The organism is Abyssibacter profundi, assembly GCF_003151135.1.
Lineage (GTDB): Bacteria > Pseudomonadota > Gammaproteobacteria > Nevskiales > OUC007 > Abyssibacter > Abyssibacter profundi.
This window is the reverse complement of the sequence record NZ_QEQK01000010.1, coordinates 81620-104307: the sequence shown is the minus strand read 5'-3', so window position 1 is coordinate 104307 and position 22688 is coordinate 81620. Positions and strand designations below refer to the sequence as shown.

Sequence of the window (22688 nt, the reverse complement as noted above, 5' to 3'; positions counted from 1 at the left end):
AGGCTCGGTTAAACGGGCAATGAAAGATCGTGGTGTCGCGCTCGCCATGATGGTGGTCTCTCCCCAGTTAATGAGCCGTGGGCTTTCGTCGGCGGTTTACCGCCTCTTTTTTACTCGGTATGTGGCGCCGCTGGTGCGCCGTTGTCGCTGACTAAGTTGGAACGACCCAGCGGCATTCACCCTGCCTGAGCGCGCGCGAAAACCGGCTCCGTCTTGGTGTGCGAACCCATCAGCGCTTCCTTCACCACGCCTGGGATGGGCTCGCCGCCAGAGCCGCCGGGTCTAGGCGGCAGCGTCTTTCTTGCGACTCTCTGGTCGGCTGCGGGTGGCTTGGCCTGGCGTCCAGTTTTTGCGCGCCTCGAGTGCCAGCCGCTTGACCTCGGCGATGTCCTCGTCAGTGAAGACGCCGTTGACACCCGAGATCGCCGCGAGCTTCATCCCGTGCTTGAGGCCCAATTTGTAGATTTCCTTGACCTTCTCCCATTCGGTGTCGCGGCCAATGGTGAAGACCTCGAAACGTCCTTCGAGTGCCAGCACGATGGTTTCCGCCAGGCAGGCGTAAATCACGTTGGGCGGCAGGCCGATGTCCTTCATCTTGACGTCGGTGGGTAGCTCGATTTCTCCGGATTCGATGACCAGCACGTCGGGTCGCTTGGCCACTTCTTCTGGCGGTAGATCAAGCGGGCGGGCGACGTCGGTGATGACGCAGCCGGGTTTGACCTTGGTGATATCCAGAATTTTCTTACCAGCCCCCGAAGTGGACGTGACGATCATGTCCATTTCGTGGAGGTGGTCTTCGTAGTTCGTGGTGGCCACGATCTTGGCCTGCGGCGTGTCCTTGAGCATGGAGGCCTTCAAGGCTTCTAGCTTTTTCATGTTGCGGCCGGCCAGGTACACCTCGTCCACGGCCATCGCGAGCAATCGGGCGCTGACGGAGCCGATGGAGCCGGTCGCGCCGACGACCATGGTCTTCCCGGCGATCTTCTGGTTCTTGTTGATCTTGACCAGGCCCATACGTCGGACCGCATCGGCGGCGGCCCAAAGCGCGCCTGATGCCGAGTAGCTGTTACCGGTTGTGACAGGAATCTCAGCCCTGCGAGCGACCGTGACGCCCGCATCGCCGACCACTTTGGTGAATGCACCCAGGCCGATGATCTGCGCGCCCATTTTCTGCGCCATGCTGGCCGCCATGAGCAGACGACGGTAGGTGAATTCGGGGCTGCGAGCGAGCATTTCCCGGGGTGTTCCACCCACCGTGATCAGCCAGCCTTCAGCCTCGGCTCCGGCCGGAGAGACGATGTTCGACATTTTCGAGTACACCATCGGCGGCATGTGCGCGGCGGCCTGCTCGACCTTGTCCATCACGACCTTTGGTGTCGCTTTGGGCAGCGGGAAGCCCTTGGTGATGTACTCCTGGCTGAGCGGATGAATCACAAAGGCAAAGCGGCGAATGTTGCGGAACTCGCCGGTCGGATGCAGCAGGCGCGGTTTAATCGCCAGTTCGCGAATAATGTCTTCAAGGTCGGCATCCGCCAGCTCTTCGCTGGACATATTCAATGCCGCGAGAATCATGGCTTGGATGGTGTTGGTGCCGACGACGTGGTCGAACAGCGTTGGTGAAACATCGACGACCAGGTTGGCTTCCCAGCGCTTGAAGGCGGCGAACCGTTCGTCGTCGACCGCCGAGGTGATGACCGTCTTGTCCTTGAGCGCGCCGTCCTCCATGAACTGTTTCAGATCATCGAAGGTACCAACCACCGTATGGGAGTCGCGGATCTGCTTACGCACGAGGCTGCTTTTCACCGCCGACAGCCCGGGCATGACCGTCGACAGGGTCCGAAGTGGGAGGACGGATTCGGCCAGCCGGGCACCTCGGGCAAAGACCTCAAGCTGATTCAGCGAGGTCAGCATTTTGGGTGCGCCGGTTTGGAGCACGGCGTCGGCAAAGCGCAGGTTGGGCGTGTAGTCCGCCATGGCGACGGCCATGTCGTAATTGACCACGCCCGACAGGAACAACACCTTGTTGTTGTTGAAAAAGTTGCCCAGTTGCTTCTGCACGTGGCGAACCGCTCGCACCTGGAGCAGGCGACGTAGGGCGGCTCCGGTGGTGGCCGGCACACGCGTGACCACGCCCAGCATGCGCTCGGTGTCGGCGTGCACGATGCGCCGGGTGCCGACATCGTGGTGGTCGCGAATCATACCGAGGCCGATGGCGTCGGCCTTGGCCTGATGACGACGCAGCAACTCCCAAGCCTGCGATTCATCTCCGTCTGCGCCGACCCGGCTGACAGTGAATGGCTGGCCAAGAAAATCGGTCTCGAACGTGAAATCGTTGGTGGACGATCCCATCGTGACGCTGACGACGTGTTTCATGTTGAGCGTTCTCCTCGCTAGTCGCTGAACTCAGCATCGCTGCAAGGCGAGCCGAGGGCACCGTTTAGAATGGGTCTTGAGTGCCCATCTGAAGAGGTGACCTTATACGCGGGGCAGGCCTCGGGCAACGCGTATAAGAACAAGCTTCATCGGAGTCTGGCTTGTACCGATTGATCGAAGTTGACGCTGCCTTGGAAGGCTTGATCAATGATCAGCAAGCCTCGTCGAAGAGAGGGCAGCCGGAGCGTTGCAGGGCCGCGTTTCAACGGTGAACTTCTACGCGAGTTGCGTCGTCATGGGTTGCTTGAGATTGCCTCGGGCGAAGGCCTGACCGGCTTGGGTCCGATGAATCCGGTAAGGCGAGTGAGATTGTTCGCCGTGTACTCGTCGTCCCAATGCCTCACCCAGCCGCCGATGGCCGCCACGGTGTTTTCCCTAATGGCTCATTGGTCCCGGGGCCTGTCCGTCCAGGCGGCCGGATGGTGCTGTCTACAGGCCCCGGCGCTCTGCTCATTCAGTTGCACCCGGCGTTGACTCGCGTGATCGATAAACCCCTGGCGCTTCACCAAACCAGCGTCGAAACGCCCGGGTGAAGCTGGAGGTGTCGCCGTAGCCCAGATGCACGGCGATTTCGTCGAGCGTCATCCGCGTGTTGCTCAGTAGCTGACAGGCTAGTTGCTGTCGTTCCTGTTCGAGGAGTTCGCGAAAGCCGGTGCCTTCGGCTTCAAGCCGGCGCCGGAGGCTGCGCGTCGACAGGTTCAGCGCTTGGGCGATGGTCTCGATGGACGTCGTGAAGCCTTGCGGGCCCAGCATCTGTTGGCGTGTGCGGGCAACCCACCCGCCGGGCTGGCGGCGTGCCAACTGCTGGCGGCACTGGTCTTCCAGCAGGCTAACGAGCTGCGCATCGTAAGTGGGTAGCGGCCGTTCGGCGTCGGCGCGGCTAAGCAGCAAGCTGTGGCGGGGGTAGTCAAATATCGGGCGAATGCCGGCCAGCGCCTCAAGCCGGTCTGCATACGCGGGCGCCTGGTGGGCAAAGGTCAAGGCCTGCAAGGGGATGCCGGCCAAGCCCATCTCGCGCAGCAGCTGGATCGCAGTGGCCATGTCGCGTTCCAACATGGTGGTGCGCAGTTGGCGCGGAATCCGGTCGGCTTGAAACGCCACGCCAATGGTGCCGGGCTCGCGAATCAGCTGAATTTGGCAGTAGGCCGTGCTGAGCGGTAGGAAGTTCAGCGTGCGTTTGATGGCCTCCTGCAGGTTGCGCGAGGTGCGCATCAGAAAGCCCCAGCTGCCAAAAGTGGCGATGCTGTACTGCAGGCCCAGCTCAAAACCCAGCGCCGGCACGTCCGGTAGCGCGAGCATGAGGTTTTCCATCAGCCGCATTTCCTGCTCGCGGGTGATCAACGCCTCGGCCGATGCCAGTGTCGATTCATCAATGCCGGTGCCGGCCAGGCAGGTTGCGGCGTCTGCTCCTTGCGCCACGGCAAAGTTGATCATGACCTGAGCAATGGCCACGGGGTGGAGGATCGGGTCGCTGGTCTGCGGGCGGTTCATACGCCTGCAGTCTAGACCGGCTGGCCGAAAATGCGGCAAGGCTGACCGGGTTCGCTCTGTCCTGGCGTATTGGCCGCCACTAGGCTGGCTGTGATTCGGCGCGAAAGGAGATGAGCATGAGCGAAGAATTATCTGCCCTGAACCGTCAGGCGATATCCGCAGCCAAACGCCACATGGGCCATTTCGCATGGCCGACCGTGTTGTTCACGGCGGCCACGCTGGTCGTGTTTGTTGGCAATTTGGTGTTATTCGCCGCCGGTGTCATGCCGCTTTGGGCGGCCATTGTGGTGTACGCGGTCGCGACCTACTTCTCATACACGCCGCTGCATGAGGCCGCGCACGGCAACATCCACGGGCAGCAGGCGGGTCTTAAGTGGGTCAACGACCTGTGCGGCTATGCCGTGGCACCGTTGATTATGGTGCCGTACTCCACGCACACGGTGGAACATTTCACCCACCACCGCTACACCAACCAGCCGGACAAAGACCCTGATTACGTGGTTCGCACCATGGGCGATGGCCTGGTTGCTCTGATCCGGACGGGGCTGCAGTTTCTCTGGGTACAGAACAGCTTCTTGTTTCGGGGGCACTGGAGCGGGCTGTCGCGCCGCGAGCAAGCCATCTACGTCGTCGAAACAACCGTGGCGCTGGGTTGGCGGCTCGGATTTCTACTGCTGGTCACCCGTCCTGGGGCAGGCTGGCTGCTGCTGATCGGCTATCTGGCTGGGGCATTCTTTACGGCGTACTGGTTCGCCTATCGTCCCCATGCGCCGTATCGGGAGCCGACACGTTGGCGAAACACCAACAGCCTGCTGATGCCGGCCTGGATGCGCCCCTTCGAGTGGTTCTGGCTGGGCCAGAACCTGCACTCCATCCACCATCTGTTTCCCCGCGTACCGTTTTATCGCTATCACGCCCTGCATCGTGAGATCGAGCCGATCATGCGTGCGCATGGCACGCCGATGATCGGTGCGTTCAGCCAGCAACCGGTTGCGCCGTCGCGGCGGCAGCGCGTGTGATCGAGAGGGCAACGATCATTGCCTTGCGCCGCCTGGGTCGACGGGCGCAGCATCAGATGGACGCGGGTTAGGCTGACCAGAATATGTGAATAAACTATCGAAAATCGAATAATAATTGATTGGATTAATTATTTGTTCGGCGGCAGCATGACCCTCCCTGGCGCCACGAGGGTGGCGCTCCCAAACCGCGATACGCGAGGGAGAGACGAATGGACAGCATTGAAACGCAGGCCGCGGGCGGGTGCCCGTTCGCACATGGCGGGATGACCAGCACCAAGACCACCGTTACCAGTTGGTGGCCCAACGCACTCAACCTGGACATCCTGCATCAGCACGATCAGAAGACGAACCCCATGGGGCCGGACTTCAACTACCGAGACGAATTGAAAAAGCTCGATGTCGAGGCGCTGAAGCAGGACCTGACGGCGCTGATGACGGACAGCCAGGACTGGTGGCCAGCCGATTGGGGCCACTATGGCGGGCTGATGATCCGCATGGCTTGGCATGCCGCAGGCTCCTACCGGCTGGCGGATGGTCGCGGTGGCGGAGGGACGGGCAACCAGCGCTTTGCGCCGCTGAACTCTTGGCCGGATAACGTCAATCTGGACAAGGCGCGGCGGCTGTTGTGGCCGATTAAGAAGAAGTACGGGAACAAGATTTCCTGGGCAGACCTGATCATTCTGGCCGGCAATATCGCCTATGAATCCATGGGCCTGAAGACGTTCGGATTTGCCTTTGGGCGAGAGGATATCTGGCACCCCGAGATGGACATCAACTGGGGAGCAGAGACCGAGTGGCTGGCCGATAGCGAGCAGCGCTTCGACGACCTTGACGACGCGACGAGCATGCATGCGCCGCTGGCGGCCACCCACATGGGGCTGATCTACGTGAACCCCGAAGGCGTCAACGGCAACCCGGATCCGCTGAAGACCGCGGCGCATGTCCGAGAAACCTTTGCCCGGATGGCGATGAACGACGAGGAAACCGTGGCGCTAACCGCCGGTGGCCACACGGTGGGTAAGACCCATGGCAACGGCGACGCCAGCCAGCTGGGTCAGGACCCCGAGGCCTGCACGGTGGAAGAACAGGGCTTCGGCTGGCGCAATCCTGCCGAGACCGGCCACGGTCGACACACCGTGACCAGCGGTCTTGAAGGCGCGTGGACCACCCACCCCACGCAATGGGATGACGGCTACTTCAAGCTGCTGCTCGGCTACGAGTGGGAGCTGAAGAAAAGCCCGGCGGGTGCCTGGCAGTGGGAGCCCATCGACATCCGCGAGGAAGACATGCCCGTGGACGTGGAAGACCCGTCCATCCGCTGCATGCCGATGATGACCGACGCCGATATGGCGATGAAGATGGATCCGGCCTACCGCAAGATTCTCGAACGCTACGCCCAGGACCAAGCCGCGTTCTCCGACGCCTTCGCCCGTGCGTGGTTCAAGCTGACGCATCGCGACATGGGCCCCAAGGCCCGCTATGTCGGCCCGGACGTCCCGGCAGAGGACCTGATCTGGCAGGACCCGATTCCAGCTGGCCCGCGTCTCTACGACGTGGGTGCGATCAAGTCGCAGATTGCCGAATCCGGTCTCAGCACGGCCGAGTTGGTGGCCACGGCCTGGGACAGTGCTCGCACCTTCCGAGGGTCAGACCTGCGTGGCGGTGCCAATGGTGCGCGGATTCGCCTCGCTCCCCAGCGGGATTGGCCGGGTAATGAACCCGAGCGTTTGAACAAGGTGTTGTCGGTACTGGAGCCGATCGCGGCGCAGTACGGTGCCAGTGTGGCCGATGTCATCGTGCTGGCCGGCAATGTGGGCGTGGAACGCGCGGCTCGCGCAGCCGGTGTGGACATCACCGTCCCGTTCGAACCGGGTCGGGGTGACGCCACCGACGCGATGACGGATGCAGACAGCTTCGAGGCGCTGGAGCCTCGGCACGATGGCTTCCGGAACTACCTCAAGCAGTCATTCAAGGTGGCACCGGAAGAACTGTTGCTCGACCGCAGCCAGCTCATGACGCTAACCGCACCCGAAATGGTCGTTCTGCTGGGTGGGCTGCGGGTGCTGGGCACCAACCACGGTGGTGTGGCGCATGGCGTATTCACCGACCGGGTTGGGACCCTGTCCACGGACTTCTTCGTCAACCTGACTGACATGGCCAACGAGTGGAAGCCGGCGGGAGACAATCTCTACGAGATTCGTGACCGCAAGTCCGGTGCGCAGAAGTGGACCGCCACGCGGGTGGATCTGGTGTTCGGCTCGAATTCCATACTGCGATCCTACGCCGAGGTCTATGCCCAGGATGATGCGAGCGAGAAGTTCGTGCATGACTTTGTGGCGGCCTGGACCAAGGTGATGAACTTGGACCGGTTTGATATCGGCGCCTAGCGGGTTGTGTCTGTGCGTTGGGACAGCGGCGGATCAGTGCTGGGGGGCACAACGCGATGCTCATGGCAGGGTGGCTGGTGGTAGATCGCTGGCCCGCCGACCGGCTTGACCGGACTGGCGTTAGCACGAATCTGAGGGTCAAGGCAGGGGCGGATGGGACATGCCACAATCCCGTCCGCCCGCGACGCTGCGTTCGGTGTCGGGAGGCGTAGACCCGATTCAGGAGCCGCTAGACGCATGAGCCAGATCACCTTGAACACGCCCTTCGAGCTGCCCAATGGCAGCCGCCTGCCAAACCGTATTGCCAAGTCGGCGATGAGCGAGGCGCTGGGGACGATGGATAACCGAGCCACGCCTGAACTGGTGGAGTTGTATCGTCGTTGGGGCCAAGGTGGGACGGGGCTCATTATCACCGGCAATGTGATGATTGATCGCAAGGCCTTGGGCGAGCCGGGCAATGTGGTCATCGAGGATGACCGAGATCTGGATACCCTGCGTGCCTGGGCCGAGGCCGGCAAGTCGGGTGGCGGTCAGATCTGGGTGCAGTTGAACCACCCGGGACGGCAGTGTCCCAAAGGCCTGAACCAGGAAACGGTCGCGCCCTCGGCCGTGCCGTTTAACAAGGCGATGCAGGCTTACTTCGAGACGCCGCGTGAGCTGACGGGTGATGAGATCAAGGACTTGATCGCCCGCTACGGCCGGGCCGCCGAGATCTGCTATCAGGCTGGCTTTTCCGGCGTGCAAATCCATGGGGCCCATGGCTATCTGGTCAGCCAGTTCCTGTCACCGAAAACCAACCAGCGCGCGGACGAATGGGGCGGCAGCCCGGAAAACCGCAGGCGCTTCGTATTGGAAGTCTTGGCCGCCATGCGAGCGGCCACCGCTCCGGATTTCCCCATCGGTATCAAGCTGAACTCGGCGGACTTCCAGCGCGGCGGTTTCACGGAAGAAGAATCCCTGGATGTCATGGCCGCGCTGGCCGACGCTGGGATCGCGCTGATCGAGATCTCCGGCGGTACCTACGAGGCGCCGGCGATGACCGGCGTGCGTGCATCCACCCGCGAACGCGAGGCCTATTTCCTCGATTTCGCCGATCAGGTGCGGGCCCGAATTCCGGACACGCCGTTGATGGTCACCGGCGGTTTCCGCACCCATGCTGGCATGAGCGCTGCGCTGGAATCGGGGTCGCTGGACCTCTGTGGCATCGCCCGGCTGCTGGCCATCGAGCCCGAGGTGTCCCGCCGCTTGCTGGCCGGTCAGGACCCGCTGCAGCGTGTGCGGCCGATCAAGACGGGCATCGGTCCGGTGGACCGTATGGCGATCATGGAAGTCACCTGGTACACCCGACAGCTAAGGCGCATTGGCCGCGGCAAGCAGCCCAAGCCCAATGAGTCCGGTCTCAAGGCGTTTCTGTGCAGTCTGGTAGGTACGGCGTCCGGTGTGCGACAGACCAAGCGATTACGCGCCAGCGGTTGATATTGGCGCTGGCCGGGGCGGGTTCTGCGATCTGCTGGACCTGTTCTGAGGCGGCCGACCAACGGTTACGGCCTTAAGCGGACAGAAATGATCATGGGGATCAATCGCATACAGCTCGATTCGTTGCAACTAAACGCACCAAACGAAAAGAATGCGCTGACCTCACATTTTCCTTACATGGGCGCTGGTTTAATGCTTCGCACGACACATCCTTCCCCGTGTGTCGTGCATTGAGCGTCGAGTTCAGTCTCCGCTCGAATTGCCCAGCACCCCAGTGGGCTCTCCTCTAAGCGGCCGCAAGGCCGCTTTTTTTATGGGCGTCACCGCGCCGCGAGTCATGATCTCGCAATGGACTCGCCCTAGCCTCCCGGCCCTTATTGCTGGTCAGAGCGTGTTGAGCCATGGTTTTGCGTCGTCTTTCCGTTGTCCTTGTCGCTGCGGCGTTGGCTTCGATGGGTGGTTGCGGAACGGGCGATCCCGGGAACACCGGGGCGCCTGTGCAGGGTGGCGATGATCAAGGGCCCGCGGCACCCGATGCGCCGGGCCATGATGAATCCGGCGGTGCGCCCGCGGGCGAGTTGGATCTGCCGCCTGTTGCCAGTCTGACCGCGGGCGAATGGCTGCGCGGAGATTTGCACATCCACTCGGATCACAGCGCGGATGCATCCAATAACCCGATCACCAAGATCACGGGCTTGGCCGAGTCCGTGGGCATGGACTTCCTGGGGTTGTCCGATCACGACAACCACGTGGAGGGTGCCGTGGCGGAGCACACCTGGTCTGATCCGGCCTTTGTCTCCAGCCCCTTGATCATGCTGTACGGAGCGGAATGGACCACACATCGGGGCCATGGCAATACATTCTCGGCCCAGCCCTATGACCACCAGCAACTGTATGACCTGCGGGACGACTTCGACGCCCGGATTGCCGCCTTTGTCAAAGAGGCCGGCATTCACTTATCAGCTAATCATCCAGGCAACGGCGACAGTTTCAGCTTCAGCTACGACATGGTTCATTCCATCGAGGTCTGGAACTCGGCCATCTGGGCCACGAACGAGGGCGCCGTTACCATCTGGGACGACCTGCTGAAGTCCGGGCGGGATCTCACCGGGCGTGGGGGCAGCGACTCCCACCATGGTTATCCGGAGCCAGGCGATACGCCGGTCCCGAACAGCATCCAGGCCGGTGGGAACAACGTCGGTACGCCGACGACCTGGGTATTCGCCACCGAGCGGAGCGCTGCTGCCGTGGTTGAGGCACTGACCAACGGGCGGGTGTCGATTAGCGCCAACCCCCATGCGCCCCGCGTCGAGTTCACCGCAGATGTGGACGGCGATGGTGAGGCCGACATGATGATGGGCGACAACATCGTGCCGACTGGCGACGCCGTGACATTTCATGTCGAACTGCTGGGCGGCTCCGCTGGCCTGCTTCCCTACACCGTTCAGGTGGTCCGTGATGGGGCAGACTTCACCAGCCTGACCATTGCACCGGGGCAGACAACCGTGACCTTCGTGGACAACCCGCCTGCCGGCCAACGCAGCTACTACCGGGTGGAAGTCACGGGTCTACCCGTGCCCTATCCCGAAGTCCCCGGCGCGTCCGCGCTCAGCGGGAACATGATCGCGTTGTCGAACCCGATCTACTTCAACTTTGATCCGGACTATTAAGGAAGCACTGATCTACTCGCGCCTCCCAGCGCAGTTCGGTGAGCACGGGCTTTTTCCTCCGGCTGGCGTGATCTGAGCCACCCCCGGCCCCGGTCAGATTGCTACACTTTGGCCGACTTGGGGCGGGATAACTCATGGCTGCCGATACCGTGCGCCGATCCATATTGCTGGTGCATTTTTCGCAGTCGGGGCAGACGCGCGCTGTAGCGGATGCCTTGACCGCACCGCTGCGCGACGCCGGCCATGCGATCGACGAGCTGGAGCTGGCCGCCCTGGAGCCAGCGCCCTGGCCCTGGCCTTTCTGGCAGTTCCTGGACAGTTTTCCGGAGACGGTGGCGCAGTCACCCGTCAACTTGCAGCCCTGGTCCTGTGCCACGTCCTATGACCTCGTCATCTTGGCCTACCCGGTGTGGTTCCTGTCGCCGGCGCCCGCGATTGCCAGCTGGTTGCGCAGCCCGCAGGCCCGGCAGTTGCTGGCGAAGACGCCGGTGGTCACGGTGACCACCTGCCGCAATATGTGGGTAGAGGCGCATCGAGATGTGCTGGAACTGCTGCGGGCGGCCGATGCCAGGCCCACTGACCACCTGGCGCTGACCGATCCGGGCCCGGCACTGGCCACATTCATCACCACGCCGCGCTGGGTGCTGACCGGGCGGCGGGAGGCGTTCTGGGGGCTGCCGCGCGCGGGGCTGACCGAAGAACAGATCCAGGGTGTATCGCGGTATGGTCTGCGCATCCGGCAGGCGCTGGAAGACACGCAATGGCAGGCGGGCCGGTCGATGCTGGAGGGGACAGACGCCTTGCGTGTCGATCCTGCGCTGGCCGGTAGCGAACGCATCGGCAAACGCAGTTTCCGCATCTGGGGCCGCTTGCTGCGTGCCTGCGGAGCACCGGGAACACCGCTGCGACGCGTGGTGCTGGTCGCCTATATGGCATTCCTATTGCTGATGATCATGACGGTCGTGCCGGTGTCGCTATTGCTGCGGCGATTGCTCGCCCGGCTGGCGCCACAACGGGTGCAGGCCGCTGCGGCCGAGCTTGAGCGCCAGCCGGGCGCGACCGCATCCTGACGGGGGAACTTTTGCAAGACGTTTTTATTCGCGGCACCAGTGCCGTGCTACCGAATGCGCCGGTATCTAACGACGACATGGAGTCCGTGCTGGGTCAGATCGGAGATCGGCCCGCACGCGAGCGGCGCATCGTGCTCAGCCGCAACGGGATCCGGCAGCGCTACTACGCGGTGGATCCGGCCACCCGCCAGCCCACGCATACCAATGCCCGGCTCACTGCCGAGGCCGTGAAAGGCCTGGTCGGCGCGGACTTCTCGTTGCCCGACCTGGATGTGTTGGCCTGCGGCACCTCCTCGCCAGATCAGATGGCGCCGGGCCACGGGGTCATGGTTCATGGTGAATTGCCTGAGGCGGCCAGCTGCGAGGCTGTCTCCCTAGCCGGAATTTGCTGCTCCGGGGTGGCGGCACTGCGCTACGCCGCCCTGACCGTGTCCGCCGGACAGGCCAGCACGGCGGTGGCCACGGGTTCGGAAACCGCCTCAACCTTCATGCGATCCGAGCAGTTCACGGCGCAGTACGAGGCGCAACTGTCAGCGATGGAGCGGCGGCCGGAGCTGGCATTCGATGGCGTGTTCCTGCGCTGGATGCTGTCTGATGGCGCCGGCGCACTGCTGCTGGGTCGGCAGCCTGCGGAACACGGACTGTCGTTCCGGCTGGACTGGATTGAGCTGCGCTCCTACGCTCATGAACAGGCGGCCTGCATGTATGCCGGTGCCCGCAAGCAGGCCGAGGGCGGCTTGCAGGGCTGGCGGGAGCTGCCCGCCGACGCCTGGTCGGCCTCCGGGGCGATGACCTTCCAGCAGGACGTGCGTCAGCTCAACGAGCACATCGTCGCGTTGACGATCGAGCGCGCGTTGCCAGAGGTGCTGGCACGTCGACCGCTGGCCGCCGATGCGATTGACTGGTTTCTGCCGCACTACTCTTCCGAATACTTCCGCCCGCGCATCCAGCAGGGCTTACGCCGAATCGGGTTCGAAATTCCTGAAGACCGCTGGTTCACCAATCTGCCGGAGGTCGGCAATGTCGGCTCGGCGTCGATCTATCTGATGCTGGATGCGCTGCAACGCGAAACCTCGCTGGCGCCGGGTCAGCGGGTGCTGTGCTTTGTGCCCGAGAGCGGGCGCTTCTCGGCCGCATACATGCTGCTGACGGTGGTGGAGGGGGCATGAAGCTTGAGGAGGTGCCGCAGGACGACAGTCCCGGCTATGCGAAAGAGCGGCGGGCAGTTTATGCCCAGGATGCCGACGGCGGGTATGTCGTGGCGGCGTCTTCTGGCTGGGCGGTGGAGGAGGCCGCGAACACGCTGGCGGTTGCCACGTTCGAAGCCCAGGCCCAGGCGGCCCGCGCGCGCTGCGCCGCCGGGCAGGGGTCGCCCCTGGAGGTGATCATGTACCTGCGCCGCATGGATATCCCCACGCTGGCGCAGGCCACCGGGCTGTGGGCCTGGCGGGTGAAGCGTCATCTTCGCGCGAAGGGTTATCGGCGTCTGAGTCCTGCGCTAAGGCAGCGATACGCGGATGCGCTGGGTTGTGATGTGGCGCAGTTGCTGCCCGAGGCGGAGCCACCCGTATGAATCTACAACCCATTACGCACCGTCATGCAGGCCACTGCGAAACCGGTGTTAGTTCGATTCTGCTGGAAGCTGCCGGCCTGACCCTGTCGGAAGCCGAGGTGCTCGGCCTGTCCAGCGGGCTGACCTTCGTGCATCTGCCGTTCGTGCGCATTAACGAACTGCCGCTGACCAGTTACCGCATGCCGCCCGGGCGGATTTACCGTGGCCTGGCGCGGCGCATCGGCGTGCGCTGGGCGCAGCAGCGATTTCGTCATCCCGCAGCCGGGATGGCGGCGCTGGACGCCGCCCTGGAACAGGGGCGCGCCGTGGGTATTCAGGCCTCTGTGTACTGGCTGCCCTATTTTCCGGACGCCATGCGTTTTCACTTCAACGCACACAATCTGATCGTGTACGGCCGTGACGGCGATGACTACCTGGTCAGTGATCCGGTCTTCGAGGCGCCACAGCGCTGCCCGCGCGAGGCGCTGCAGCGGGCGCGGTTCGTGCGGGGTGCCCTGGCACCCAAGGGGCTGATGTACTGGCCGGTCTCGGTGCCCGGAACGATCGACTGGTCCACGGCCTTCGCCCGCAGTGTGCGCAAGACGGCCAACATGATGCTGCGCGCGCCGTTGCCGTTTGTCGGTATCAGGGGCATTCGTCTGCTGGGGCGTCAGCTGGAACGCCTCCCCCGGCGTTCGGACGATGCGCGTCAGCGGCTCTACCTGGGCCAGATCGTCCGTATGCAGGAAGAGATTGGCACCGGAGGCGGCGGCTTCCGATTCATGTATGCCGCCTACCTGCATGAGATGGCGGATCGGTTGAATCGTGCCGATCTGGCCGAGGTCGGTCAGAGCCTGACGGCTTGCGGGGATGCCTGGCGGCAGTTTGCCGTGGCCTGCGCGCGACAAATCCGCAGTCGGCAGGCCGTGGAACTGGCAGGCCCGATCGAGGCGTTGGCGCGGGTCGCCACGCTGGAGGCGCAGGCCTTCCGCGATGTGCTGGCAGTTTCGCGTAAGCCTAGGCGGTCACTGGCTCACCTGGATTGATCGGCGCAGGTTCTGTCCGTTGCGGTGGCGGCGATCAAGTGGCGCCGGTCCTAAGCTTGGGCGGCGATGATCACCCAGTGCCCGCGGGGGCTGCGGTCCAGCCACCAGCCCGGGCCAGTGAGTTCGGCCAGCCAATGGATGACCGCGTGCGCATCCGGTAAGCCATTCTGTAGCTGGCTAGGGGCCGCGGATGGGCAGGGCGGTCGTTCGGGTAAGGCCTGACGCGCGTTGGCTGTCAGGGTCAGAGTGGTCTCGGGTGGGCACCGGCGCAGACGGGCGCGCATGGCCTGATCATCTGGGTGGCGCTCCAATGCCGTGATGCAGGGCCCGGGCCCCTCGCCTGTCTCGACCAGCAGCCAGTGGCTGCTGTCGCCTAGTGGTGCCTCGTCGGCAAGCCCGAGACGCTGCCGATGTTCCGCCAGCGGCCACAGATTCTCTTCGACGGCGCCCAGAAGCACGGGGGTACCGGGCGGCAGTGTCAGTTGCGCCGTTTCCAGCAAGCCAAACCAGGCATGCTCGCGTGACAGGATGACTTGATTGCTGCCTTGCACGCCCAGTTCGGCGGCCAGGTAGTAACTCACCATGTTGCTGGAAACGTTGACGAACTGAACGGGGGGCAGGGGCAGACCGGCTGCGCCTTGTTGCAACAGGGTCACGGTGTCCGCGACTGGACCGGTCCGGGTGGTCAGCAGCACCGCGCTGTCTGCCGGCAGCTGGCGGTTGCCCAGACACTGTCGTGCACCGAGCAGAGCCAGCCGCACGAGCCGGCTCACGCGACGGGGGCCGGGCCGGCCTGTCAGTTCACGCAGGGTTTCGGCGAGATTGGTCGGAGTCTCGGCTGCCGGCCATTCCATGGAATGGCTGGCCTGAATGCGCAGCGCGTTCATCGTGCAACGACCAGGCTGGTGGTGTTGCCACCGAAACCGAAGCTGTTGCAGAGCACAGCGCCTTCCGCTGGCAGCGGATGAGGCTGGGTGATCGGCGTCATTTGCTCGCCTGAACCCAGGGTCCGGAAACCGGGTGTCGCGGGCAGAAAACCCGCTGACCAGGCCTCGAGCAAACCGGCAAGCTCCACCAAACCGCAGGCGCCCAGGGTGTGGCCGAAATAGGGCTTGAGTGATGTGACCGGATGACGGTTGCCGAACAGGCGATCCAGGGCCGCACCTTCGGCAGCGTCATTGCTGGGCGTGCCGGTGCCATGCGCCTTAATAGCCAGCAAGTCGTCCGTGGTGAGACCGGCGTCATCGAGTGCCTGCTGCATGATCCTGACCAGAAACTCGGGGCTGGAGTTGGTCGGGCTGCTGGGGTCGCAGCCGGTGGCGCCACCCAGCAGGCGGCCAAGGTCGCCCCGGTCACGCGGCTGGCGCGACAACACCATGGCACCGACGGCCTCCCCGAGTATCAGGCCCTCGCGGTCAGCGTCGAACGGCCGGAATGTGTCCGGGCTGAGCAGCAGCAACGACGCGAAGCCGGAGAGGGTCAATCGGTTGTAGAACTCGGTGCCGATGACCAGGACATGCTCCGCCCGGCCGGCCACTAGCAGACGCCGGGCGTGGAGCAGGGCATTGGCCGCTGAGGAGCAAGCGGTCGACAGGGTGAACTGCGGGCCACCCAGCCCCAGCTCGGTGGCCAGCTGATCCAGTGTCCGGCCGCAGTGTGCGTTCATCAGGGCCGGGGCTTGGGGCTGGGAATGCAGCGCAGCCTCAAGGTCCGGCATGTCCAGGCAGGTACTCCCGAGCAGTACCGGCAGGGTTGCACGCGCGTGGTCCGACAGGTCAGCGGCATTGAGGGCGTCCTCCGCAACGGCGGCCATGTCGGCCCAAAACGATGCGGTGGTGTCCGGCCGACGACGCGACATGTAGGGCCAGCGTTGACCCGTTTGATCCGAGACCCCGATGGCCTGCGGGGGTAAGCCGCTGCGCAGAACCTCCAGGCGCTCGGGCGGTGTCGCGCCCGGAGCGGCCTGCATGGCCAGGCTACGGATAGATGTGGTCTGCACGTCAATCCGGCTGCAGGTGATCCGCCAGGGTGTTGATGCTCTGCATGACGCGCATCAGCTCCTTGGGGTCGGTGATCCGCACGCCGTAAGCCACCTGCAGGGCCATGGAGATCTGCAGGCCGTCGATCGAATCCAGCTCCAGGCGGGCATCCGGGCCGAATAACGGTTCGTCGTCAGTCAGGTCCTCGGCGGCGAGTTCCTGCTCTGTTTCCTCGATGATCAAGGTCTTGAGATCTAGCTTAAGTGCAGTGTCTTGCGAGCCTTTCATGAGAAATCTTGGCGCAGCCGCCAGGCGGCCATGGCATAGGTGGAAGCGCCGAGGGCCAGCAGGGCCAAGCACTCGGGTAGCGTGGATTGCACGGGGGTATGGCGCAGAATGATGTCCCAATAGCCATCCAATGCCCAGGACATCGGAGAGATCAGCCCGGCCAGCTGCAGCTCCTCCGGCATGACCAGGGTCGGGACCATGACGCCGCCCAGCGCACCGAGGACCAGATTGACCGCCCCGCCGATGGTCGTGGCCTGGGCAGAGGTCCGGGCCAGTACCGCGATGAGCAACGCCACGCCCAGCGCGGCGGCCCCGGTTGCGACGGTAATCGGGAGCAATGCCAGCCAGCGGCCCGAGAGCTGCAGCGCCTCCCCGCCCAGCAAGGGGACCACCCAAACGCCCATCGCGAGCATCAGACTGGCCTGCAGTACCGTGACGCCGAGGTACACCGGCACCTTGGCTGCGAGCACGCTTTGATGCGAGGCGTTGAGCAGCGCCAGACGTTGCAGGGTGCCCTCGCGCCGTTCGCCCAGAATGCTGGTCGACAGCGGGAACACCACGAAAAACATCGCAAACACGATCCAGGCCGGGACGCTTTGCTGGGTGGCATCCGGGAGCGTCTCGGAGCGTTCGGCTGCGCCCGGGTAGTTCACGGTGACCGGGACGGCGTCGGGGCGCGTGGCGCGTCGCACCAGTGCAGCCTCGTCTTCGGGCGCGCCGAAGAGGTCCTCGGTGATGTATTCGGCCCGCAGGCTGATCAGTGCACCTTTGAGCTCTGTTAGGAACAGGCTGGAGCCGGCGACGGGATAGGCGGGGTCCAGCGTGACTCGAACCAGCGGCTCCCGATTGTCGGGGTGCAGCCGATCAGCCAGACCGGGTGCGATTTCGAGACGGCCGAAATACGGCGGGGTCAGCGTCTCATCCGTTGGCCCGATGGTCTCGATGTGCAGGCGCTCACTCTGACCCAGGCGCTCACGCAACTCCAATGAAAAGTAACTCTGGTCTGCGTCGTGCCACTGCAGGCGCTGCTGTGTGCTCTGGTGGGCGCTCATGACATCGCGCAGCGCAAGCGACATCACCAGGATGAAAATCGTTGGCATCAGGAACAGTACGAGCAGGCCCTGTGGATCGCGCAGCAGGCCCCGCAGTTCCTTGTGCATGAGCGCGGTCAGTAGTGGCAGGCGGTTCGTCATGTCAGCTCCACCTCCGCGCGCATGTGGAAGTACGCGGCTTCCAGGCTGGAGGTGCCGTATTCGATGCTGCGGAGGGTCACGCCGTCCTGGGCGAGCTGTCCCAGCGCGTCGATGGGTTGGTCTGTCTCCAGCGTGAGGGTGTCGTGTTCGATATCGCCGTCGGGCCAGCGCGAACGCCAGCGGGCCAGCATGGCGGCCGGTGGTGGCGAACCCAGACGGACGACCAACAGCCGGGCAGCATGGGCCAGCGCTGCCTGCAACTGGCCTTCAAAGCGGACCTGGCCATGGTCGATCAGAGCGACGCGGTCGCAAAGCTGTTCGACCTCGGTCAGGTAGTGGCTGGTGTAGATCAGCGTCGTGCCTCGCTGGTTCTCTTGCCTGAGCACGTCCAGGATCAGGCGGCGGGATTCGGCATCAACGCCGGCGGTGGGCTCGTCCAGCAGCAGAATCGGGGGCTGGCCCAGCAGGGCCAGTGACACATTCAGGCGTTGACGCACACCGCCCGAGAGCTGGTCGGCGCGGCGATGGGCAAAGCGACCCAGTTCGGTGCTCTCGATGGCCGAGTCCACCGCCTGCTCCAGGGCCGCGGCCTGCAGCCCGGCCGCCGCGCCAAAGGTGCGTAGATTCTCGGCAACGGTCAGCAGCGGAAAAAACCCCGGGTCCTGCGGTGCCAGCCCGCAGATGCGTCGGGCTGCGGGTAAAGCGGTGGCGAGATCGTGATCGCCGATTCGCATGCGGCCGGCATCGGGTTTCAGCAGGCCCAGTAACAGGCGGATGAGCGTTGATTTGCCCGCTCCATTGGGCCCGATCAGTCCAAAGGCACAGCCCGCCGGGATGTGCAGGTCGATTCCCGCCAGGGCCGCTGTGTCAGAATGCGGATAGGTTTTCTTAACGCCTTGAATGGTCAGGGAATTGTTCATCAACAATCAACGGTGGAGCGCCGGTGGCGCGAAGGCCCTGTCCGTGGCGGGTGTTGTGGCGATGCTGGTGTCCGGCCTCGCCGGTGCCGAGTCGTCGCCGGATCGGCAGGCGCAGTTTCGGCAGGCGGATGTGGACGGCAGTCGTAGCCTGTCCCGCGAAGAAGTGCGCAACGGCTTGCCGAAGATTATCCACACTCGCTTCGATGAGATCGACCTCGATCAAGACGGGCAGCTGTCACCGGATGAATTGCGGGCGCTACAAGCGCGTCAGGCGGAACTGCGTGAGGCGCGACGCGCGCAACGCCTGCGTGATCTGAAGCGCCGCTAGCTGGGCCCGCCCCACGGCAGCCGCCGAGGCGATGCCGTGGAGCGGACGGGCGGTGTCGGTTAGTCCTGAATGCCGGTCACCTGACCGTTTTCGTCAAACGTCACCAGAAACCGATTGAAGCGATTGGACCAGTAAGTCCACTGATCCATGCGCTGCGGATCCGGTGTCACGTGCCGTGGCGGCAGGCCGATGGCGATGATCACGCCGCGTTTGCTCATGCCCTTGAGGGCCTTGCCGGTGCGGATGCCTTGCTGGTCGATTGCGGACAGACTGCCAATCTCGTCTTCGGGGCAGGAAAACCCGAAGAATCGCTTGATGTGGTCCGGAAACGGCTCGGCGGCTGCCTTGTGGTAGATGTAGGTGTACTCGCGGTTCGTCTCGTTGACCGTGAAGACCATGGCGTCACCGTCCACATCCTTGACGGTCACGGCGGTGCAGACCGGAATCAGCCCGGCCTGCTGATAGTTGACCGCGTAGAGGCGTCGTGCGGCCTCGTCCGGATGCAGGTTGGTCTTGGTGTAGAGGGTGGTGCCGACCATGTCGCGTTCACCGTCCTTGAGCTCAACCGACGCGCAGCCAGCAAGCAGTATCAGCGAGAGGGCGCCCAGGCCCAGTTGTTTCAGTGTCATGTGATCCCCTTGATGAAATGGATGGCCAGCGCCAGAAAGGCGTCTGCCGACAGCACCTGACAGCAATCCGTGACCCGGTTCCCAGGCAATGCCCCTGCGCGTTCGGCGGTGTTACGGTCGCCGCCGAGGCAGGTGCGTTGTGCGCAAGCAGCCGAACGTCTGATGATTCGGTCCGTTGCGCCCGCCGTCCCATGCATGCCGCCTAACTTACCGGCTACAGCCGGAATTTCCGAGCGTTCGATCACAGCCGTCGCTATTATGTGAGCAACGGGTCCGCTGCCGGTCAGCGCTGGGCCGCGACGCATGATCGGCGTCGATTACCCGCAGACCTGTTGCCCGAATTCGCCGTTGATCTTGCATGTCCGAATCCACTGCTCTTGCCATTACCGCCGCCACGGCCACCAGTAGTCTGGGGCGGGGGTTGGCGGCGCACGCCCAGGCCTTGCAGGCGGGGCGCAGCGGATTGCGGCCCGCGTGTGATCTGGCGCCCTACGCACATGCGCCCGGGTGGCTGGGGGCGGTCGACGGATTGGACACGGTCGCAATACCGTCGGCCCAGGCCGACTACGATTGCCGGAATAACCGGTTGGCCTGGCTGGGGTTGCAACAGGATGCGCTGCGCGAACGCATCGAGGCCTGCCGGTCACGCGTTGGGGCTGATCGTATCGGTGTGTTCCTGGGTACCAGCACCTCGGGCATTGCCCACACCGAGCAGGCCTACCGTCAGGCGGCGGATGACGCATTCGCCCGCCTGCCGGACTGGTATGCCTACCGTTACTCGCACAATGTGCATTCGGTGACCGCCTTCGTGTCGGCCGCGTTGGGGCTGACCGGGCTGAGCCAGACCATTTCCACCGCCTGTTCGTCCAGCGCCAAGGTCTTTGCCGCAGCCAGCCGGGCGATCCATGCCGGGTTGTGTGATGCGGCGCTGGTCGGAGGCGTCGACAGTCTCTGCGAGACCACACTGTTCGGATTTCATGCCTTGCAACTGGTGTCGCCGCAGGCTTGTCGGCCTGCGGACGCCCGCCGCGATGGCATTTCCATTGGTGAAGCCGCCGGCTTTGCGCTGCTGGAACGGCCCTCCGAACCCGCACCCTGGCGGTTACTTGGCTATGGGGAAAGCAGTGATGCGCACCACATGTCAACGCCCGACCCGCAGGGCGCCGGCGCTCGCTTGGCCATGGACGAAGCCCTGGAACGTGCAGGCCTGCAGCCGGGCGATATCGATTACGTGAATCTGCATGGCACCGGCACGCCGGCGAACGACCGGTCCGAAGCCTACGCCGTGCGAGGCCTGTTTGGCGATGCGGTGCCCGCCAGTTCCACCAAGGGCTGGACCGGACATTGCCTGGGGGCGGCCGGCGTGCTGGAAGCGGTGATCGGATTGCTGAGTATTCGGGATGGTTACGTCCCGCAGAGCCTGAATACCGAGCAGGTGGACCCGGAGATCGGCGTCGACATCCCGCTGACGCTGCGTCGGCAATCGGTGCGTCACGTGCTCAGCAATTCCTTCGGGTTTGGTGGCAGCAACGCCTGTCTCATTCTTGGCGGGACGGTATGAGCCGGCTGAGCATCGAGTTGGAGGCGGTCGGTTTGTTCGCACCCGGCTGGCCGGACTGGGCAACCGCTCTCGCTTGTCTGCGCGGGCAGGCGCCCGTGCCTGAGGTGACTGATGTCGAACGTTACCCGCCGCCAACGGGGCTGCCCAAAAATGAACGTCGGCGCTCGTCCAGAATCACCCGCATCGCCTTTGCGGCCTGCGAGGATGCACTGGCGGCGTCATCCCGTGACCGCTCGGCGCTGCGCACCGTGTTTGCGTCATGCAGTGGTGACATGGACATCGTCGATGACATCTGCCGGGCGCTGACCCGTGAGCCCGTCGCGCTGTCGCCCACCCAGTTCCACAACTCCGTGCACAACGCATCGGCGGGCTACTGGGGCATTGCGAACGCGGCGCGTGTGGCGTCGACCAGCTTGTCGGCCTATGACGCCAGCCTGGCGGCCGGTCTGGTGGAGGCGGCCCTGCAATTGCATGACCAGCCGGACACCCCCGTGCTGATGGTTTGCTTTGATGTCATGACCCAGCCTCCGCTGTCACGGGCACGGCCCGTGCCGATCCCCTTTGCCGTCGCATGGCTGCTGGGTCGCGACCCGGCATGCAGTCTGGGGCAGCTGACGCTGGATGCATTCGCCGAGCCGGGCGAGACGACATTGCAGGGACCGCTGGAATCGATGCGCCGGGCCAACCCGGCCGCGCGTGCACTGCCACTGCTCGAGCAGGTGGCGCGCCAGACCGCTGGCACGGTGACGCTGCCGATGCCCTCCGGCAGGTACGGGCTCGCGGTTGACTTCGGGCCCGCCGCGACATGAATACCTCGTCGGATGCGCTGCCGGACTGGGTGGCCCCGGTGGGCGCGGCGCTGAATCGTGTCTGGCGTATTGCGGGGACCGGCCTGTCGTTCCTGCTGTTCGGGATCGGGGGCATCCTGATGGGGTTGGTGGTGTTTCCGCTGGTCTGGCTGCTGACCTGGAATCGGGCGCGCGTGCATCACCGGATGCAGTTCGTCATTCACTGCGCGATGCGCGTGTTCGTGGAAATCATGCGCTGCCTTCGGGTGATGAGTTATTCGATTGAGGGCGCCGACAAGCTCCGCGAGCCCGGGCAATTGCTCATTGCGAATCACCCGACCCTGATCGATGTCGTGATGGTGATGTCGCAGGTTCCGCAGACCAGCTGCGTGGTCAAGAGCGCGCTGTTCCGAAACCCGTTCACGGCCGGCCCGGTGCGATCGGCTGGCTATGTGCCCAACGTGGATTCAGCCCGGCTGGTGGACCGCTGCGCCGAGGTGCTGGCTGCCAACCACAGCCTGATTATCTTTCCGGAAGGCACCCGGACCCGACCCGGCGAGCCGGTCCGGCTGCAGCGCGGGACGGCGAATATCGCGTTGCGTGCCGGCAAGCCGTTGCGGCCGATCATCATTGATTGCCAGCCCAGCACGCTGACCAAGGGCCTGCCCTGGTACTCGGTGCCCTCGCGTAAATTTCATATTTCGCTCCGGGTGGGTGAGCCGATCGATATTGCAGCCTTTCTGGACGCGGGCGTCAGCCGCGCGGTGGCAGCGCGTCGGCTCACCGCCCATTTAGAAGCGTTTCTTGAACAACACCGGCACGCTCATCGTGAAACCTGAGCGGCCCTGTCGAGCTTGG

The 22688-nt window shown here is 64.1% G+C and carries 20 protein-coding genes; 12 read left to right on the top strand and 8 right to left on the bottom strand.

From position 1 onward, the window contains the following. Positions 1-282 precede the first annotated feature (282 nt). Positions 283-2373 carry a DUF8754 domain-containing protein gene (locus DEH80_RS12060; RefSeq protein WP_109720756.1) on the bottom strand — a complete coding sequence of 697 codons (2091 nt, stop codon included), beginning with the start codon at positions 2371-2373 and terminating at the stop codon, positions 283-285. A gap of 510 nt (positions 2374-2883) precedes the next feature. Then, on the bottom strand, positions 2884-3924 hold the full coding sequence (locus DEH80_RS12055; protein ID WP_109720755.1) for an AraC family transcriptional regulator: 1041 nt from the start codon (positions 3922-3924) through the stop codon (positions 2884-2886). Positions 3925-4040: 116 nt separating this feature from the next. On the opposite strand from DEH80_RS12055, the gene DEH80_RS12050 reads away from it, so the two are divergent. The 8 genes from DEH80_RS12050 to darH all read left to right on the top strand — a co-directional run bounded on the left by DEH80_RS12050 (position 4041) and on the right by darH (position 14144). Further along, positions 4041-4943, top strand: a complete 903-nt coding sequence (locus tag DEH80_RS12050) for a fatty acid desaturase family protein (protein ID WP_109720754.1) — start codon at positions 4041-4043, stop codon at positions 4941-4943. Between the two features lie 209 nt (positions 4944-5152). Continuing rightward, complete coding sequence (gene katG, locus DEH80_RS12045) at positions 5153-7330, top strand: catalase/peroxidase HPI (RefSeq protein WP_109720753.1); 2178 nt, start codon at positions 5153-5155, stop codon at positions 7328-7330. 237 nt (positions 7331-7567) lie between these two features. Further along, positions 7568-8806, top strand: coding sequence for an NADH:flavin oxidoreductase/NADH oxidase family protein (locus DEH80_RS12040; protein WP_109720752.1), 1239 nt, complete (start codon positions 7568-7570; stop codon positions 8804-8806). A 452-nt stretch (positions 8807-9258) separates the two neighbouring features. Continuing rightward, positions 9259-10476: a CehA/McbA family metallohydrolase gene (locus tag DEH80_RS12035; RefSeq protein ID WP_109720751.1), complete on the top strand. Its 1218-nt coding sequence runs from the start codon at positions 9259-9261 to the stop codon at positions 10474-10476. A gap of 134 nt (positions 10477-10610) precedes the next feature. Further along, complete coding sequence (locus tag DEH80_RS12030; RefSeq protein ID WP_109720750.1) at positions 10611-11546, top strand: NADPH-dependent FMN reductase family protein; 936 nt, start codon at positions 10611-10613, stop codon at positions 11544-11546. An 11-nt stretch (positions 11547-11557) separates the two neighbouring features. Further along, positions 11558-12715 (top strand): beta-ketoacyl-ACP synthase III, encoded by a 1158-nt coding sequence (locus DEH80_RS12025; protein WP_109720749.1) that lies wholly within the window; start codon positions 11558-11560, stop codon positions 12713-12715. Continuing rightward, positions 12712-13119 (top strand): helix-turn-helix domain-containing protein, encoded by a 408-nt coding sequence (locus DEH80_RS12020; protein WP_109720748.1) that lies wholly within the window; start codon positions 12712-12714, stop codon positions 13117-13119. The genes DEH80_RS12025 and DEH80_RS12020 overlap by 4 nt, the downstream gene beginning before the upstream one ends. Then, complete coding sequence (darH, locus tag DEH80_RS12015) at positions 13116-14144, top strand: BtrH-related acyltransferase DarH (protein ID WP_109720747.1); 1029 nt, start codon at positions 13116-13118, stop codon at positions 14142-14144. The genes DEH80_RS12020 and darH overlap by 4 nt, the downstream gene beginning before the upstream one ends. Positions 14145-14194: 50 nt before the next feature. Here the strand turns inward: darH and DEH80_RS12010 are convergent, their stop codons facing one another. Genes DEH80_RS12010 through DEH80_RS11990 form a run of 5 tightly spaced genes read right to left on the bottom strand, consistent with a single transcriptional unit; the run spans position 14195 to position 18524 of the window. After that, a complete protein-coding gene (locus tag DEH80_RS12010) occupies positions 14195-15031 on the bottom strand; it encodes a hypothetical protein (RefSeq protein ID WP_109720746.1) in 837 nt (278 codons plus the stop codon). After that, the gene (locus tag DEH80_RS12005) at positions 15028-16143 is read right to left on the bottom strand and encodes a beta-ketoacyl synthase N-terminal-like domain-containing protein (RefSeq protein WP_109720745.1); all 1116 of its coding nucleotides are present in this window, start codon (positions 16141-16143) and stop codon (positions 15028-15030) included. Before DEH80_RS12005 ends, DEH80_RS12010 begins: the two co-directional genes overlap by 4 nt. 1 nt (position 16144) lies before the next feature. Further along, positions 16145-16411, bottom strand: a complete 267-nt coding sequence (locus tag DEH80_RS12000) for a phosphopantetheine-binding protein (RefSeq protein ID WP_109720744.1) — start codon at positions 16409-16411, stop codon at positions 16145-16147. Further along, complete coding sequence (locus DEH80_RS11995; protein WP_109720743.1) at positions 16408-17604, bottom strand: ABC transporter permease; 1197 nt, start codon at positions 17602-17604, stop codon at positions 16408-16410. Before DEH80_RS11995 ends, DEH80_RS12000 begins: the two co-directional genes overlap by 4 nt. Beyond that, the gene (locus DEH80_RS11990) at positions 17601-18524 is read right to left on the bottom strand and encodes an ABC transporter ATP-binding protein (RefSeq protein ID WP_109720742.1); all 924 of its coding nucleotides are present in this window, start codon (positions 18522-18524) and stop codon (positions 17601-17603) included. Before DEH80_RS11990 ends, DEH80_RS11995 begins: the two co-directional genes overlap by 4 nt. On the opposite strand from DEH80_RS11990, the gene DEH80_RS11985 reads away from it, so the two are divergent. After that, positions 18517-18852, top strand: a complete 336-nt coding sequence (locus tag DEH80_RS11985; protein WP_165831453.1) for an EF-hand domain-containing protein — start codon at positions 18517-18519, stop codon at positions 18850-18852. The genes DEH80_RS11990 and DEH80_RS11985 overlap by 8 nt on opposite strands. A 59-nt stretch (positions 18853-18911) precedes the next feature. Here DEH80_RS11985 and DEH80_RS11980 read toward each other — a convergent pair whose 3' ends face one another. After that, positions 18912-19481: a hypothetical protein gene (locus tag DEH80_RS11980; protein ID WP_109720741.1), complete on the bottom strand. Its 570-nt coding sequence runs from the start codon at positions 19479-19481 to the stop codon at positions 18912-18914. A 358-nt stretch (positions 19482-19839) separates the two neighbouring features. Here DEH80_RS11980 and DEH80_RS11970 point away from each other — a divergent pair, with 358 nt between their 5' ends. From DEH80_RS11970 to DEH80_RS11960, 3 genes are read left to right on the top strand one after another with little or no spacing between them, the layout of a single operon-like run. Beyond that, the gene (locus DEH80_RS11970) at positions 19840-21042 is read left to right on the top strand and encodes a beta-ketoacyl-[acyl-carrier-protein] synthase family protein (protein ID WP_109720739.1); all 1203 of its coding nucleotides are present in this window, start codon (positions 19840-19842) and stop codon (positions 21040-21042) included. Next, on the top strand, positions 21039-21851 hold the full coding sequence (locus DEH80_RS11965) for a beta-ketoacyl synthase chain length factor (RefSeq protein WP_109720738.1): 813 nt from the start codon (positions 21039-21041) through the stop codon (positions 21849-21851). Before DEH80_RS11970 ends, DEH80_RS11965 begins: the two co-directional genes overlap by 4 nt. Beyond that, positions 21848-22669, top strand: coding sequence for a lysophospholipid acyltransferase family protein (locus tag DEH80_RS11960; RefSeq protein WP_109720737.1), 822 nt, complete (start codon positions 21848-21850; stop codon positions 22667-22669). The genes DEH80_RS11965 and DEH80_RS11960 overlap by 4 nt, the downstream gene beginning before the upstream one ends. Positions 22670-22688: the final 19 nt, after the last annotated feature.

What these genes read in the sequence shown, in the direction of transcription:
- DEH80_RS12060 (WP_109720756.1), bottom strand. Translation starts at nt 2,373, where the DNA reads ATGAAACACGTCGTCAGCGTCACGATGGGATCGTCCACCAACGATTTC.
- DEH80_RS12055 (WP_109720755.1), bottom strand. Translation starts at nt 3,924, where the DNA reads ATGAACCGCCCGCAGACCAGCGACCCGATCCTCCACCCCGTGGCCATT.
- DEH80_RS12050 (WP_109720754.1), top strand. Translation starts at nt 4,041, where the DNA reads ATGAGCGAAGAATTATCTGCCCTGAACCGTCAGGCGATATCCGCAGCC.
- katG (WP_109720753.1), top strand. Translation starts at nt 5,153, where the DNA reads ATGGACAGCATTGAAACGCAGGCCGCGGGCGGGTGCCCGTTCGCACAT.
- DEH80_RS12040 (WP_109720752.1), top strand. Translation starts at nt 7,568, where the DNA reads ATGAGCCAGATCACCTTGAACACGCCCTTCGAGCTGCCCAATGGCAGC.
- DEH80_RS12035 (WP_109720751.1), top strand. Translation starts at nt 9,259, where the DNA reads ATGGGTGGTTGCGGAACGGGCGATCCCGGGAACACCGGGGCGCCTGTG.
- DEH80_RS12030 (WP_109720750.1), top strand. Translation starts at nt 10,611, where the DNA reads ATGGCTGCCGATACCGTGCGCCGATCCATATTGCTGGTGCATTTTTCG.
- DEH80_RS12020 (WP_109720748.1), top strand. Translation starts at nt 12,712, where the DNA reads ATGAAGCTTGAGGAGGTGCCGCAGGACGACAGTCCCGGCTATGCGAAA.
- darH (WP_109720747.1), top strand. Translation starts at nt 13,116, where the DNA reads ATGAATCTACAACCCATTACGCACCGTCATGCAGGCCACTGCGAAACC.
- DEH80_RS12010 (WP_109720746.1), bottom strand. Translation starts at nt 15,031, where the DNA reads ATGAACGCGCTGCGCATTCAGGCCAGCCATTCCATGGAATGGCCGGCA.
- DEH80_RS12000 (WP_109720744.1), bottom strand. Translation starts at nt 16,411, where the DNA reads ATGAAAGGCTCGCAAGACACTGCACTTAAGCTAGATCTCAAGACCTTG.
- DEH80_RS11995 (WP_109720743.1), bottom strand. Translation starts at nt 17,604, where the DNA reads ATGACGAACCGCCTGCCACTACTGACCGCGCTCATGCACAAGGAACTG.
- DEH80_RS11990 (WP_109720742.1), bottom strand. Translation starts at nt 18,524, where the DNA reads ATGAACAATTCCCTGACCATTCAAGGCGTTAAGAAAACCTATCCGCAT.
- DEH80_RS11980 (WP_109720741.1), bottom strand. Translation starts at nt 19,481, where the DNA reads ATGACACTGAAACAACTGGGCCTGGGCGCCCTCTCGCTGATACTGCTT.
- DEH80_RS11970 (WP_109720739.1), top strand. Translation starts at nt 19,840, where the DNA reads ATGTCCGAATCCACTGCTCTTGCCATTACCGCCGCCACGGCCACCAGT.
- DEH80_RS11965 (WP_109720738.1), top strand. Translation starts at nt 21,039, where the DNA reads ATGAGCCGGCTGAGCATCGAGTTGGAGGCGGTCGGTTTGTTCGCACCC.
- DEH80_RS11960 (WP_109720737.1), top strand. Translation starts at nt 21,848, where the DNA reads ATGAATACCTCGTCGGATGCGCTGCCGGACTGGGTGGCCCCGGTGGGC.